The organism is Nocardia sp. NPDC050630, from assembly GCF_044457245.1.
Lineage (GTDB): Bacteria > Actinomycetota > Actinomycetes > Mycobacteriales > Mycobacteriaceae > Nocardia.
Map to the genome: position 1 here is coordinate 130339 of NZ_JBITGN010000019.1, position 15471 is coordinate 145809.

Genomic DNA, 15471 nt, shown 5'->3' on the forward strand with positions numbered 1-15471 from the left:
GCGCTGAGGCTACCGGATGATCAGCGTAGCTAATGACTCCGTTAGTGATTGGTGGTTTCCGAGGGCTGGCAGCAGCACTGAGACTGAGACATATGAAACTGCTCCTACTCGACGACCGCGACAACGTTGCGATCGCTGTTACCGATCTGCGCAGCGGCGAGGTGACGAGCACGCACGATATCCGCCTGACCATCGGCAGCGACGTGCCGCGTGGACACAAGGTGGCGTTGCGCGCGATAACCCGGGGTGCCGACATCATCCGCTACGGCGAGCCGGTCGGCGAAGCCACTTCCGACATTGCATCCGGCGAGCACGTGCACGTGCATAACGTCATCAGCAAGCGGTTGCCCGGTTGCCCTCGATGACCCAGATCAACGCCTATCCCCGCACGCAGGGGCAACCGGGCGCCCGAAATCACGTCTTCGTGCTCCCGTCTGTGGTGTGCTCGGCCCTCGTCGCAGCTGAAATCGCCGAGGCCGCTGGCGCGACGGCGGTGGCGCATCAGCACGGCTGCGGACATATCGGGCAGGACATCGTGCAAACCCGGGCGCTGTTCGCGGGACTGGCGAGCTCACCGAATGTGGCCCAGTCGCTGGTCGTCAGCCTCGGATGCGAGACCGTTCAGGGACGGTCCGTCGTCGATGAGATCGTGCGGCACGGCCGGGATCCGCACTTTGTCGGCATCCAAGACAGGGGCGGAAGTACAGCGGCGCGGGAGGAAGGCATTCGTATCGCGCGGAGACTGAAGGCGCTGGCCGACGCCATCGAACGAGACGCCGCCGATGCGAGTGCCTTGACGCTCGGCATCGTCGCCGATCGCAAGGACGACCGACTTGCAGACCTAGTGGCACATGCCGTCGCGCGCGGCGCCAGGGTCGTTCTCGCCGGGTCCGACGACGCCGACTTGTCCGGGCTCTCGGAACCGCCCGCCCCCTTGGCAGTGGGTAGTGAGCCAGGATCATCCTCACTGAGCGTGCTTGCGAAGGATCCCGGTGCCCAGAGTGCGCGCGTACTTGCGGTGGCGTCCTGCCGCCCGCAGGTGATCGTCGAGTTCCCGGCGGAGAACCAACCGCCGTCATCGATCGCGCTCGTTCCGGTCGTCGGTGTCGCCGCAGCCGGAGGCTTGCACGCGGCTATTCCCGGCGAGTTCGACATCGCTGCTGACGAGGCCGCTGTCGACATCTGGGCCGCCGTGCTCGACGTCTTTTCAGGCGTTCCGGCGAAATCCGAACTGCGGAACTCCACCACCTTTGCTATTCCACGATTGCTGAGGACGATGTGAAGACCGAACTGATGGGGTTCCTGCGGCCAGACGGTCGCTGGGGGTACCGCGACCACACGCTTGTAGTACCCGTGCACGCGGCACTGTGCGAGATCGCCGTGGACGTCGCTGACGCCGCGACCGGAGAAGTCATCGCGCTCCGGCACGAGTGGGATAGCCCGCGAGGCCACGCGGACCAGGCGCGCGTGCTGGCTGCCTTGCTGGGGTTCGCCACGCATCCCAACGTCGGCGCGACGCTGATTCTGGGAATCGGTGACGAAGTCGAGCTGTTCGGGCAGGCGTTGGCGGACGCACAGAAGCCGCATCGCATCGTTCGGCTGGACCGGGCCGGCACTTTCGACAGTCTGGAGACGGCCGCGAAGGATGCCCTAGCCGAATTGTTGGTGGAGAAGGTTCCTGCCGTCCGCCAGCCAGCACCGCTTTCGACGCTGTGTCTGGGACTCGAATGCGGCAGCTCCGACGCCTTCTCGGGCATTACCGCGAATCCGGCGCTGGGGGTGGCGAGTGATCGTCTCGTCGAATCCGGCGGAACATCCATCCTCGCCGAGATCACCGAGCTACTCGGGGCCGAGCATCTCCTGGCCAAGCGTGCCGTCACCGAGGCGGTGGCACGGCAAATCATCGAGGTAGTCGCGAGATTCGAGAAAGACGTAGCCAGAATCGGTGTAGATCTGCTCGGTAGCCAGCCGGCTCCCGGCAACATCGCTGGCGGTCTCACGACCATTGAAGAGAAGTCGATGGGTGCCGCCCGCAAGGGCGGCACAGGCCCGATCAGCGGTGTAGTCGAGTATGCCGAGCGTCCCTCGGCGCCGGGCCTGTACATCATGGATACGCCGGGCCAAGACATCGAGCAGATGGTGGCGATGGTGGCCGGGGGCGCACAGATTGTGGCATTCACGACAGGTCTGGGCACCCCGACCGGGTCCCCGATCGCACCGTGCTTGAAGATCAGCTCGAATTCCGATGTAGCGCAACGGCTTCCGGAATTGATCGACATCGATGCAGGTACGGTCCTCGCAGGTACGCCAATCGAGGTAATCGGCCAGCGCATACTGGACGAGCTCATCGAGGTCGCCTCAGGCCGTCTCACCAAGGCCGAGTTGCGAGGCAATCACGAATTCGCGCTCAGCTTCATCAGACCGACCGGAGCGTGATAATCGGGATGGGACCAGGGTTCGCGGGAAGCATAGGTTAGTGACGCGACGTATGTGTCCTATGCGCCGGACAAGTATCGATACGGGTCTTTCTGAGGCCCGACAGAAGTCGGAGGATTGACAAGATGACGGAGCTGATCCTCCCCGGCGGTCCGATCCGCACGAAAGGTGCTGAATTGGTTCGGGCGCGTCCTACCTCTGTATCGCTGGCGCGGCAGCGTGCGCTGCGCGAGCAGTTCCTGTCCGACCCGGGCAATGCTGAATTGACAGGGGTCCGCGAGGTGATCGAACGGTCGTGGCGGCGCAGTGCGGCCTGTCTGGTTGATCCCGAAGTGCTGCGGACAGAGGTACGTGAATCCCGGCTCGACGCTCCGTTCCTTCAAATTGCAACGCCCATCATGCAGCGGCTCGACGACATGGCGCAGGACACCGGGGCTTGCGTTCTGCTATCGGATGCTTCAGGGGTGCATGCGCTGCGCATGGGTGATTCGGTAGCGCTCCGTTGGGCTGATTTGCACGCGGCTGTGATCGGCATGGCTGCGGCAGAGGAGTTCGCGGGCACGAACTCGGACGGCACCGCGCTCGAAGAGGGCGGGATGGTGCAGGTTTGGGGGCCAGAGCACTATGCCGAGGACCTGCAGGGAACGTATTGCACATCCGCGCCGATCTTCGATGGCCTGCGCAACCGGGTCGTCGCGGTGCTCACGCTGATGGTGCCTGAGCGAATTGCTCTGTCTTCGGCACCCGGAGCGCTCGCCCTACCGGTGGAGTGGGCGGCTGGTGAAATCGGACGCCGCGTGTCCGATCGCTTGACCTTCCGTGAGCAGGCCCTTCTCCGGGCTTATACACGTGAGTCCCGACTGCGTGGCGGTGCTGCCGTCGTTGCGATTGACGGCCGTACGACGATCGCGAGTAACCGGGCGAAAGAGATGCTGTCTAACAGTGACTTCGCGGTCCTGTCCGGAATCGCACGGCAGGTGGACGCATTCGGCGAGGTGCGGGAGGAGATTGTGGCACTCTCCGACGGCCGGATGCTGACGGTCAACGTGAAACCGGTGACGATCGACGGACAGGTGGTCGGTGCGGTGATGCGGTTGTATGAGATTACGGCCCAGTCGGCGATCGCCGGCTCCGCAGTGTTGCCGGCGGCGGCCTCGATGGCCTTGCTCGACGACTTCATCGGAGCCAGCGCCGTGGTGCGTCGGCTGAAGGCGGCGGCCGTAGCCGCGATGACGCAGAGTGTCGCGGTGTGTCTGACTGGTCAGCGAGGCGCAGGTCGCACTCACCTTGCTCGTCTGATGGCTGCGACACAGGATGTGGCGGTGATCGAATGTGGTCCTGCCGATTCGGGGAATGCCTGGGAGCGCGCAGCTGCAATGGACGCCGCGCTTGCCGTCGGCCAGACTGTCGTCGCAAAAAACTTCGATCAGATTTCGCTCGACGTTCTCGAACACACGCGGGACGCGCTTCGGGCGGCCGCGGATCGGGGAATGCTCATTGTGACCGCCTACGAGATGGATGCCGGATTTTTCACCGATGCCATCGGTACCGTGCCCATCGAGTTACGACTACCGCCCCTGCGATCGCGGCGCGATGACATACCGCTGCTCGTCGCGTATTTTCTGAGATCCTCGGACGCCGGCGCGCGGCAAGTGTGCAGTGGCAGACTCTTAACTGCATTGGCGAATGCCGAATGGCCTGGCAACGTCGCGCAGCTGCGCGAGGTCGTGACCACGGCCGCTCTGCGCAACACAACGGGAACGGTATGTGTTTCCGACCTGAACGAGGCGCACCAGGCATCTCTCGCACGCGGGCGGCTCAGCCGCCTCGAAGCCGCGGAGGTCGAGCAGATACGCCAGGCACTGGCCGAGGCTGGAGGCAATCGGGCGAAAGCCGCCGATCTGCTTGAAATCGGGAGGTCGACGCTGTATCGGAAGATGGAAAACTACAGTCGGAGGGGTTACGAACTCAGTTGAGATGGGGCATACGGGCCGCTGCGCTTATTGCGCATGTGGCCCTTTTTGCTTTGCAAAGTCATAGCTCAAAGTCATAGCTCAGAGGCGTCCGTCCCATAATGAGACAGTTCGGCGTCTACTGCGGCTGCTTAGACTTCCTCCAGTCCGAAGTACGAGACGTAGATCACTTCAGTGCGATGTAACTGCAGTGTGACGTGGCGGCTCTTCTCAAGCAAAACCGGCGACGCGGCGGATCACTCTCCGCCGAAACGGACTGCCGATTCAATCCCGATGGGATCAGGTGGATATGAAAAAGGATGAACCCCAGGCAATCTCGACGTTGCCTTCGAGCGGAGCCGGGGGCACTACCGCGGTCACACAGCCAACTCGGCTTACCGGCAATCTCGGAACGACGCCGCTGGTCCTCGGCGTCATGGCGTTTTCTGCTCCGATTGTGACGATTGCCGGCTATATGGCATTCGCCATCGACTTCGCCGGTGAGATAGCGCCGCTGGTCTACCTCATCACCACCGCGTTGGTTCTCATCTTCGCGGTCGGGTTCACCACGATGACGCGGCGAGTGCCGCGTCCGGGAGCGTTCTACGCCTACATCACGGTAGGGATAGGCAGAGCGTTCGGACTCGGCAGTGCCTTCGTTGCAGCACTGTCGTACACGATGATTCTCGTCGGCCTTTACTGCTTCACCGGTGTGACCATCGCCGAGATGATCACGCTCTTCCATGGCCCGGAAACCGAATGGTGGATTTGGACGCTTGTCGCGTGGGCGATTGTTAGTACGCTGGGACACTTCCATGTTGAGGTGTCGGCCAAGGTCCTTAGCATCGTCATGGCGTTTGAGATCCTGCTGGTTGTCGTATTCAATGTCGCATCGCTGGGGCAGGGCGGCGTCGACGGTCTCTCAGGGCAGCCGTTCAACCCGTCAGGTATGGGGGGAGCCGGAACCGGCATCTTCGTCGCGCTTCTGTTCACCTTCGGCAACTTCGTCGGATTCGAATCGACTGCTCTGTACCGTGATGAGGTTCGGGAACCGGTCAAGACCATTCCGCGGGCGACCTATCTCGCGGTGATCTTCATCGGCATCTTCTACAGCGTCTCCTGTTACGCATTGATCTCAGCCTACGGGCCGAGCTCCCAACAGGTTGCGAAAGACAACCCGGCCGGCATGTTCAATGACGCTCTCGACACGTTCGTAGCCTCGAACGTCTCGATGATCGCGGCTGTACTGGTCTCCACGTCGTCGATCGCGGCACTGATCTCGACGCATAACGTGGCCTCGCGCTACATCTTCAACCTGGCCGCTGACCATGCGGTGCCGCGGTACCTGGCCGGCGTCCACCCCAAGCACCATTCGCCCTACCGGGCCTCGCTTGCGATCGCGGTGATGGCGGTGATCGCCTTGGTCACGATCGCCGGACTCCCTGTCAATACTCCCGTGGTGTACGGCGCGATGAGTGGACTCGGCTCGATGGGAGTGATGACTTTGATGGTGCTGGTCAGCATCGCCGTCATTGCCTGGTTCGCCCGCCCGCTCAACCGCGGCACCGACAGCGTATGGAAGACCGTCATCGCTCCCATCATCTCCATCATCGCCATCGGAACGATCATTGTGTTCGCGATGTCCCGGTTCGATCTCGTGGTGGGCGGTGAGCCCGGACAGTTGACGTGGCTGCTCGCCGTTCCGGCGACGGCGCTCGTGATCGGTATCGGCATCGCGCTGTATTTCCGCAGTGCGAAACCGGAGTACTACGACAATCTCGGACGCGCCGAACGTGGCGACGAGGACGCACCGGACGGCAGGAAGCTGCAGGTCTGAGCGTTGCAAGTGCCTGTTCGGCGACCCGAGGATCAATCTGTGGTCCGACGTGCCGAACGGGCATTTCGCGATGTGCCAGATTGGCACAATTCACAGCCTCCCGGTACAGGGAATCTAGATCACCGGTCGCCTGCGACGGGCAGCACCGGACGAGAGGAACGAAGCAATGGGTCGTGTCGAAGGCAAAGTCGCATTTATCTCGGGCGCCGCACGCGGTCAGGGTCGGAGCCATGCAGTGGCCCTGGCCGAGGAGGGGGCGGACATCATCGCCTTCGATGTGTGCGCTCCAGTCGAGACGGCACCGTATCCGATGGCGTCGGAAGAAGATCTGCAGGAGACGGTGCGTCTCGTAGAGAAAGCGGGCGGTCGGATTCTCGCCCGAAAGGCCGACGTGCGCGATCTCGACCGCCTCACCGAGATCGTCGATGAGGGAGTGGATCGGTTCGGCCGCCTGGACATCATCCTCGCCAACGCGGGCATCGTCAGCCAAGGGCTTATGTCGCAAATGACTGCCACCCAGTGGCAGGAGATGATCGACATCAACCTGACCGGTGTTTTCAACACTGCCCGGGCCGGCATGAACCAAATGATCGACGCCGACAACGGCGGGTCGATCCTGCTGACCAGCTCGGCCGCCGGCCTGCGGAGCATGGACAACATCGGACATTACGTTGCGGCCAAGCACGGGGTGACAGGGCTGGCCAAGGCACTGGCGAACGAGCTCGGCAAGCACAACATCCGGGTCAACTCGCTGCACCCGAGCAACGTCCGGACGGACATGCTCGTCAACGAGGGAAACTTCCGGATGTTCCGGCCCGACTTGGAGAACCCGCAACTCGAGGATGCCATCGAGGCCTACGGCACGATTCATCTGCTCGACGTCCCCTGGATCGAGCCGGAAGACGTGAGCGCGGCCGTGCTCTACCTGGTCTCCCATGAGGGCCGCTTCATCACCGGCGCCCAGTTCACCATCGACGCCGGTTTCCAGGTCAAATGAGATGACGCCGCAGCCAGAAAGTGCTCCATGACGACCGCGAGCCGGATGGGGCAAACCCGGGAACTCGCTGAATTCGTCAGCGCACTGACTCTCTCCGAGGTACCGGAGCTGGCCGTTGACCGGGCGCGAACGGCGATCGCCGATGTCATCGGGGTGGCTCTCGCGGGCCGCCGCCACCACATCGGCTCGACCATGCTCGGGTACGTGGAAGATCAAGGGGCACGCGAGGTCTCCGGAATACTCGGTGGCGGTCGCACGACCCCCGAACTCGCCGGCCTGGTCAACGGCACCTTCGCTCATGCCATGGATTTCGATGACTCGAACCATCCGCTGTACGGACATCCCAGCTGCCATCTGGTACCGGCGATTCTGGCGGTCGGCGAAGAGTGCGGCGCCTCGTTCGGCGACGCGCTGACGGCCTACATCGCGGGATTCGAGGTCGATGCCGCCCTCGCCGGCGCGATGAACATGGCGCACTACGAGACCGGATTCCATTCCACCGGCACGATCGGCACTGTCGGCGCCGCGGCAGCGGCAGCCCGAACGATGGGTCTCGACGCCGAGACGACACAACGAGCGTTGGGAATCGCCGCCTCCCGCGCGGCCGGCCTGCGCGCCAACACCGGAACGATGACCAAACCGCTGCACGCCGGAGCGGCGGCCATGGGCGGAATCCAATCCGCTCGACTCGCTGTGCGCGGCTGGGACGCCGATCCCGCAGCTCTGGAAGCCGACCTCGGGTTCTGCTCGGTTTTCATGGGACGCGCCGGGGGCACCCCGGTGGAGTTCGCCGCGCAACTGGGCAGAACCTGGTCTCTCCTCGACCCGGTGGGGTTGGCGATCAAACCGTATCCCTCATGTGGCGCTTCGCATCCGGCCGTGCAAGCCGCGCTGGCAATCCACGCCGAACTCGGTGACGACGAGATCCGGCAGGTCCGTGTGGGAGTCAGCGCCCTCACACCGAAGCTGCTGGTACACAACACACCGCAGACCGCTAACGAGGCGCGGTTCAGCGCGCAGTACACGGTGGCGGCGGCGTTGGTCCGGGGCCACCTCGAGCTGTCGGACTTCACATCGGACGCTGTCACTGATCCCGCCGTGCGCGCACTGATGCAGCGAATGACGCTCGTCGTAGACGAACGGCATCGCGACGGCACCGAGTTCCCGGCCTCGGTGGAGGTGCACACAGCGTCCGGGCGTCGTATCGAGCAGACGGTCGAAATAGCTCGGGGTAAGAACGCGGACCCGATGAGCGACGCCGAACTGGAGGCGAAATTCATCGCCTGTGCCGGCCCCGCGAAGACCGCGCTGTGGGCGGACATCCGAAAAGCCGCGCTCGATGTTCCGGTAGCGGAAATCGTCGCATTCACGGTGTGATCGCGTGCCACTTTGGCACAGTTCTCGCCCGTCGGTGACTGTGACACTTCAAGTAGGTCAACAGTTCTTCGAGAACTACTCAGAACAATGGGAGGAAAGTCGTGGATATCGGTCTTTTTATGGTTCCATTTCGGCTTCCGGAAACGAATCTCCAAGATGGCTTCGACTGGGATATGCAGCTCATCCGGTGGGCCGAGGAGTACGGACTGTCGGAGGTGTGGGTCGGTGAGCACACCACCCAACGCTGGGAACCGGTCGCCAGCCCCGAGCTGTACTTGGCCGCAGCGATCACCCAGACCAGCCGGATCAAACTCGCGACCGGTGCCAATGTTCCGGCGAATCACAATCCGATCGCGTTGGCCCATCGGTTGATGCAGTTCGACCACATGTCCCGCGGCCGCCTGATGGTGGGCCTGGGCGCCGGCGCGACGCGCGAGGACCTGCAGATCCACGGCACCAGCGAACCCAAGGCGATGATGGCCGAGGCCGTCGAGATCATGCGCAAGGTGTGGTCTGGTGAAGGTCCTCAGCGTCACGAGGGCAAGTACTGGACGCTCGACATCCCCGCTTACAGCGAGGAACTGAGCGGGCCGTTCTTGAAGCCCTACCAGCAGCCCCATCCGCCGCTCGCGATGGCCGGACTGAGCCCCAACTCAGGCACCCTCATGGAGGCCGGCGCAGCTGGCTGTCTGCCGATGAGCTTCGCGATCAATCGCGATTACCTGGCCGGCCACTGGCGCAAGTACGTCGAGGGCGCAGAATCTGCCGGCCACAAGCCGAATCGTAACGATTGGCGCGTCGCCCACACCGTCTTCGTCGCCGACACCGATGAAGTGGCCATGGAGCTCGCGATCAAGGGCGGACTCGGCCGCAGCTATCGCGAATGGACGTGGCCGTCGTACGCGCGCTCCGGCATGCTCCCCCTGATGGCGCCCGAGCTCGACGAGCACGACCCGGCAACGATGTCGCTCGAGTACTTCGCTGAAAACCATTGGCTCATCGGCTCTCCAGACACGGTAGTCGAGAAATTGCAGCGCGATATCGAGGTCTCCGGCGGCTTCGGCACCCTTATCGCCTTTACCTTCGACTACCTCGACCAGCCGGAGGCCTACCGGCGCAACCTCGAACTCCTGGGCACCGAAGTGCTGCCGCGTATCAAGGACCTCGAGCACGAGACCGAGTCGCTGTCCGACCTGCAGCAGCAGATTGCGGTCGTACGCTGATCCGCACCACCCCATCCTGTCCGCCGAGCACGGCCGGATCGCCGGTGCGGACTCGAACACCGATGAAGAATGACGAAAGGAGTACACGCACTCATGACTTCCCCCACCGCCGCCGCTGCCAAGAACGCCGAGACGATCCGCGCGTTCGCCGAAGGTCAGAACAACCTCGATCGCCAGGCGATCGAGGCGCTGCTGACCGAGGACGCGACGTTCTACCCCGGGGCTCGCGACGCATCGTTCGAGGGCAGGGAGGCATTCCTCGATGCCCTGCTCGGCTGGCTGAACAACCACGAGAACGGTCGCTTCAAGATCCTCGCCGAGATCTACACCGACGACGAAGCCGTCAACGAGTGGCGGTTCGTGGCGAAGACCAAGGACGGTGCCGACGTCGATACGCACGGCATCGACTACTTCAAGCTCCGTGACGGGAAGATCCTCGCCAAGAGCTCGTTCCGCAAGGTCTGACGCGATTCCGCGTCCGCGATCCGCCCCTGCCACCGACTCCCGGAGCATGCCATGACGAATTCCGTCCCCGACCTCATCATCGCCCCTGACCTGATCACCAGACCCGACCTCTACATCGACGGGCACTGGGTCCAGGCGACCGGAAACGGCACCATCGACGTGCGCGATCCGGCCACCGAGTCACTGATCGGTTCGGTTCCGAACGGAACAATCGACGATGTCGATCGGGCGGCTCGGGCGGCTCGGGCAGCGTTCGACTCATGGTCGCGATTGTCGCCGCGCGAGCGTGGCGAATGGATCAGGCGGATCGCGGACGCGATCGACTCGCGGGCAGATGAGTTCGCCGAGCTCATCTCTCGCGAGGTCGGCGTGCCCCTGGCCCAATCACGGGCCATCCAAGTCGAACTCGCGATCGGCGATCTCACGGTGATGCCCGAGGCGATCGACGAAGTTGCGTGGGAGGAACGAATCGGCAACTCGCTCGTGCTGCGTGAGCCGATCGGTGTGGTCGCTGCCATCGCGCCGTGGAACTACCCCCTGCACCAGGTCACCGCCAAGATCGCCGGCGCGCTCGCAGCCGGCTGCACGGTCGTGGTCAAGCCCTCCGAGATCGCCCCGCTGAGCATCTTCCTCCTCGCCGACGTGATCAACCAGATCGGACTGCCGAACGGAGTCTTCAACCTCATCTCCGGGGACGGCATCACCACCGGAGAAGCCCTGGTATCGCACCCGGACATCGACATGGTGTCCTTCACCGGATCGACGCGAGCAGGGCGGCGGATCTCCGAGATCGCCGCAGCCGCCGCGAAGCCGGTGTCGATGGAACTCGGCGGCAAATCCGCCTCGGTGATCCTCGATGACGCCGATCTCGAAGAAGCCATCACCGTCAGTCTGTCGAAGTGCTATCAGAACGCCGGACAGACCTGCAACGCACTGACCCGTCTACTCGTGCCGCGCGCCAAACTCGACGCCGCCGAAGCTGCGGCGGCCGCCGCAGCCGCCACCTACCGGGTAGGACAGCCGTTCGACCCCGACTCGACGATGGGCCCCGTCGCCAGCGCCGACCAGAAACGCCGCGTGCTCGACTACATCGAATGCGGAATCGCCAACGGCGCACGTGTCGTCGCAGGGGGCACCGAAACAACCGACAACCTCACGCACGGCTACTTCGTCGCCCCGACCGTCTTCTCCGACGTCACCGCGGACATGGCGATCGCAAAAGAAGAGATCTTCGGACCCGTTGCGGTCCTCATTCCCTTCGACGACGAAGACGAAGCCGTCGAGCTCGCGAACGACAGTGAGTACGGCCTCGGCGGGGCAGTCTGGTCCGGCGACACAGACCGAGCGCTGGGCGTGGCCCGTCGCATCCGCACCGGCCAAATCTCGATCAACGGCGGCGCATACAACTCGCGGGCACCCTTCGGCGGCTTCAAATCCTCGGGCCACGGCCGTGAGGGCGGCCGCTTCGGCATCGAAGAATTCCTCACCTACAAATCGCTGCAGATGTGATGCCGAGGGCGACACCAGCTCGCGGCCTCAGACAACGAGAACAGGATCTGTCCGATCATGGCATACGCAACTTATGAAATCGACGGCCGCCGTCGCGTCGGTGCCGTCGAGCGTTCGGATCACGCCGCTGATCGCTTGATATCTCTCGACGGCCTCCTCGAACTGGGCCCCAGCACAACTCCGGACGTCCTTGCCGGCGCCCGCCGGCTCGAAGACGAGGCCGTCGGCGTGGACGAAGTGCGCCTGTGTCCGGTTGTGCCCAACCCAGGAAAGATCATCTGCATCGGGCTCAACTATCACGAACACGTCGGCGAGACCGGACGCGATCTACCCACCTACCCGGTGATGTTCACGAAATTCCCCTCCGCCCTCGTCGGCCCGTACGAAGACATCGAGGCACCGCCGGAGACCACAGAGATCGACTACGAGGCCGAATTGGCCCTCGTGATCGGCCTCCCCGGCCGACGGATCCCGCGCGAGCAGGCTCACGAACACATCCTCGGCTACACCGTCGCCAACGATATCTCGATGCGCGACTACCAGCGGAAAACCCATCAGTGGTTGCAGGGTAAGGCATGGGACCGCTCTACCCCGATCGGCCCGTACCTTGTCACCCCACAGGAGGTCCCGGGCATCGCCGATGCGTGCATCCGGACCGTTCTCGACGGGAACGTTCTCCAGGAAGCCGTCATCTCACAGTTGATCTTCGATGTCCCGCGTCTCATCGAGACGATCTCGGAGTTCACGACCCTCCGGCCCGGCGACGTCATCCTCACCGGCACACCCGGTGGCGTGGGGATGAAGCGTCAGCCGCCGGTATTCCTCGAGGACGGTGACCGCATTACGGTCGAAATCGAAGGTCTTGGTTCGCTCACCAACACCGTCCGCAACGAGCGCGTGTGACGTGAGGACTGGACGCTAGCCGCAAAGGTGGCAGATTTTGACACACTTCCCTCGCAGTCAGCACCAATAACGTTAAGAACAATCCGCAGATGCGCGGTCGGAAAATTAACTTCTAGGAGGCCACAGTGCCTGCACTCGAACCTATCGCGGATGGCGATCAGATCCGCCGCGTATTCGGACATTTCCCGTCGGGAGTGACGGCCGTGTGCGCGGAAATCGACGGTGAGAAGGCCGGTTTAGCCGCAAGCTCATTCACCGGAGTGTCCTTGGAACCGCCGCTGGTGTCGGTATGCATTCAGCGCAGTTCTACGACCTGGCCGAAGCTGCGGCTCGCGCGGCACCTGGGACTGAGCGTGCTCGCTGAAGGGCACGACGCGATCTGTGGTCGACTCGCCAGCAAGCACGGTGACCGGTTCGCCGGAACCGACGTCACCGTCGAGAGCGATGGAAGCCTGTTCATCGACGGAGCATCGTTGTGGCTGGACTGCACGATCCACGCCGAGGTGCCATGCGGGGACCACGATATCGTGGTGCTCGAGGTTCACGGAACGTGGACAGGCGCCGACTCTCCACTTGTGTTTCACGGGAGCCGATTTCGACGTCTCGCCGAACTTGAGACGGTATCGCTGTGACTCCGCTCAGCACAAACTCGGCCCATACGCGAGTGCGCGCGGCCTGGACTGCGATCGCCGCCGGCCGCCCCGTTGTGGTCGTCGACGATGCAAACCGCGAAAACGAGGGCGACTTGATCCTCGCCGCGTCGCTCGCCAGCGCCGAAACGGTCGCGTTCATGATCCGGCACACCTCAGGGTTCCTGTGTGTCGCGCTGCCCGAGGCCACCTGTGACCGACTCGGCCTGCCGGCGATGCACTATTCCAACGACGACCCGCACGGCACTGCATACTGCGTGGCTACCGACCTGCGCGACAACGGAACCGGTATTTCTGCTACGGCCCGTGCCCGCACCATCGCAGCACTCGGCGATCCCGACACCACCGCCGCGGACCTGGTGCGTCCAGGACACGTGGTACCGCTGCGAGCCCGCGCAGGCGGTGTGCTTACCCGGCGCGGGCATACCGAGGCCGGTATCGACCTGACCCACCTGGCCGGCGTCACGCCTGCGGCGGCGCTCGCTGAGATCGTCTCGGTCGACTTCCCCGACCAGATGGCCCGCAGACCCGAACTCGAGCGGTTCGCTGCCGAACACGGCCTGGTTGTTGTCACGGTCGCCGACATCGCCGAGTACCGTCGCAGCACCGAGCCTCAAGTCGTACGCGGCGCGACCACCTTGCTGTCCACCCGGTACGGCCAGTTCGACGCCGTTGGCTACTGCGATGCCGAGGGTGGTGAGCATATGGCTCTGGTGTCCGGATCCTTGGAGAAGATTGGCCCAGATACTCCGGTATACGTGCACCGCGAATGTCTTACTGCCGATATGTTCGGCGGAGCTGCATGCGACTGCGGCGCACGATTGGCCTCTGCGCTCGCGCGATTCGGAAGTCAAGGGTCGGGTGTCGTCGTATATCTGCACGACAACGGTCGCGCGTGCGGACTGACTACGAATAATGCTGCAAGCGAACCTATTGCGAAACTCGATGAGTGGATTCTGCGAGATTTGGGTGTCGATCCGAACCGGACACCGCAATACCTGCCTCCGCGCCTCAGCCGGACTGCGTGACAACACCGATGCAACAGGAAGACGAACGAATGACAACATCGGTCGAGTTGGCCTCCTCGGACGCAATAGATTTGGCCGCAGCTGTCATGGCTGGACTGGGCACACCCGGTGACATGGCGCGAGAGATCGCCGAGCATCTCGTGGACGCCGATCTGGTGGGCCACGGCTCGCACGGAATCAGCAGGCTGCCCTCGTACGCCAGGTACGTCGACGACAAACAGGTCGTTGCCGGCGCGCGACCCCAAGTTCTCACCGATACCACGTCGCCGACAGTGAGTGCGGAGTGGGGCTTCTCGCATGTGGCGGCCCGGATTACTACCGATCTGGCGTGTGAGCAGGCCCGGTCCGGCGGTCTCGGACTGGCGGGACTGGTCCGCAGCACACATGTGGGCAGGCTCGGTGCCTACATCGAGCGAGCTGCAGCCGCAGATTGCATTGCGATGGCCTTCGTCGGCGGGATGGGTGGTAGCCGCCTCGTCGCCCCGTTCGGAGGTCGGTCCGGGCTTCTCAGCACCAACCCGATTGCGGCGGGATTCCCCACTGCCTCGGGGAAGCCGATGGTCGTCGACTTCTCGACGGCTGCAGCTCCTATCGGCAAGATTATGGTCGCGGCGATGGAGGGCCGGAGGATGCCTACTGAAAGCCTCGTCGATGCGGAAGGTCGGCCATCGGACGATCCGACGTTGCTCGAGCGCGGCGGTTCGATGCGAACTTTCGGTGATCACAAGGGCTTCGGGCTTGCGGTTCTCGTCGAACTGCTGGGACGCGTGCTGCTCGGGCCGGAACGCTTCGGCGACGGCGGCGGTCCGATCTTCAAGCGGCAGGGTCTGCTGATCCTGACTGTCGCGGCGGACTCGTTCCGCGGCTTATCCGACGTTCTCGCGGAAGCCGAACAGCTCCGCGACGACATTCATGCCGTCTCGCCGGCCCAAGGTTTCCAGCAGGTTCTCGCGCCAGGCGACCCGGAGCAACGGGCGAGGGAACGGAGCGGGGATCGCATCGCGATCAGCGAAGGGGCGTGGAACGCCATTCAGGACGCGGCGGCGCGGGTAGGCGCCGCAGACAGAATTCCACAGCCGGTGTCGCTGAATTAG

At 63.7% G+C, this 15471-nt stretch carries 14 protein-coding genes; all 14 read left to right on the top strand.

What is annotated here, in order from left to right:
* The first annotated feature begins 92 nt into the window (after positions 1-92).
* The 14 genes from ACIBG0_RS33910 (at position 93) to ACIBG0_RS33975 (ending at position 15471) form a co-directional block, all read left to right on the top strand.
* The gene (locus ACIBG0_RS33910) at positions 93-365 is read left to right on the top strand and encodes a UxaA family hydrolase (protein WP_397038246.1); all 273 of its coding nucleotides are present in this window, start codon (positions 93-95) and stop codon (positions 363-365) included.
* Positions 362-1282: a UxaA family hydrolase gene (locus ACIBG0_RS33915; protein WP_397038248.1), complete on the top strand. Its 921-nt coding sequence runs from the start codon at positions 362-364 to the stop codon at positions 1280-1282. The genes ACIBG0_RS33910 and ACIBG0_RS33915 overlap by 4 nt, the downstream gene beginning before the upstream one ends.
* Entirely contained in the window at positions 1279-2436 is a 1158-nt protein-coding gene (locus ACIBG0_RS33920) for a UxaA family hydrolase (RefSeq protein ID WP_397038250.1), read from the top strand. The genes ACIBG0_RS33915 and ACIBG0_RS33920 overlap by 4 nt, the downstream gene beginning before the upstream one ends.
* 125 nt (positions 2437-2561) lie before the next feature.
* Positions 2562-4412 carry a sigma-54-dependent Fis family transcriptional regulator gene (locus ACIBG0_RS33925; RefSeq protein ID WP_397038252.1) on the top strand — a complete coding sequence of 617 codons (1851 nt, stop codon included), beginning with the start codon at positions 2562-2564 and terminating at the stop codon, positions 4410-4412.
* Between the two features lie 433 nt (positions 4413-4845).
* Positions 4846-6225, top strand: a complete 1380-nt coding sequence (locus ACIBG0_RS33930) for an APC family permease (RefSeq protein WP_397038254.1) — start codon at positions 4846-4848, stop codon at positions 6223-6225.
* A gap of 166 nt (positions 6226-6391) precedes the next feature.
* Positions 6392-7222: a mycofactocin-coupled SDR family oxidoreductase gene (locus ACIBG0_RS33935; protein WP_397038256.1), complete on the top strand. Its 831-nt coding sequence runs from the start codon at positions 6392-6394 to the stop codon at positions 7220-7222.
* Between the two features lie 27 nt (positions 7223-7249).
* The gene (locus ACIBG0_RS33940; protein ID WP_397038258.1) at positions 7250-8599 is read left to right on the top strand and encodes an MmgE/PrpD family protein; all 1350 of its coding nucleotides are present in this window, start codon (positions 7250-7252) and stop codon (positions 8597-8599) included.
* A 119-nt stretch (positions 8600-8718) separates the two neighbouring features.
* A complete protein-coding gene (locus ACIBG0_RS33945; protein ID WP_397038297.1) occupies positions 8719-9822 on the top strand; it encodes an LLM class flavin-dependent oxidoreductase in 1104 nt (367 codons plus the stop codon).
* A 93-nt stretch (positions 9823-9915) separates the two neighbouring features.
* On the top strand, positions 9916-10287 hold the full coding sequence (locus tag ACIBG0_RS33950; RefSeq protein WP_397038260.1) for a nuclear transport factor 2 family protein: 372 nt from the start codon (positions 9916-9918) through the stop codon (positions 10285-10287).
* 51 nt (positions 10288-10338) lie between these two features.
* Positions 10339-11796 (top strand): aldehyde dehydrogenase family protein, encoded by a 1458-nt coding sequence (locus tag ACIBG0_RS33955; RefSeq protein ID WP_397038262.1) that lies wholly within the window; start codon positions 10339-10341, stop codon positions 11794-11796.
* Between the two features lie 57 nt (positions 11797-11853).
* A complete protein-coding gene (locus ACIBG0_RS33960) occupies positions 11854-12699 on the top strand; it encodes a fumarylacetoacetate hydrolase family protein (protein ID WP_397038264.1) in 846 nt (281 codons plus the stop codon).
* Positions 12700-12824: 125 nt separating this feature from the next.
* The gene (locus ACIBG0_RS33965) at positions 12825-13331 is read left to right on the top strand and encodes a flavin reductase family protein (RefSeq protein ID WP_397038266.1); all 507 of its coding nucleotides are present in this window, start codon (positions 12825-12827) and stop codon (positions 13329-13331) included.
* Positions 13328-14377, top strand: coding sequence for a 3,4-dihydroxy-2-butanone-4-phosphate synthase (gene ribB, locus ACIBG0_RS33970; RefSeq protein WP_397038268.1), 1050 nt, complete (start codon positions 13328-13330; stop codon positions 14375-14377). The genes ACIBG0_RS33965 and ribB overlap by 4 nt, the downstream gene beginning before the upstream one ends.
* A 29-nt stretch (positions 14378-14406) precedes the next feature.
* Positions 14407-15471, top strand: coding sequence for an Ldh family oxidoreductase (locus ACIBG0_RS33975; protein WP_397038270.1), 1065 nt, complete (start codon positions 14407-14409; stop codon positions 15469-15471).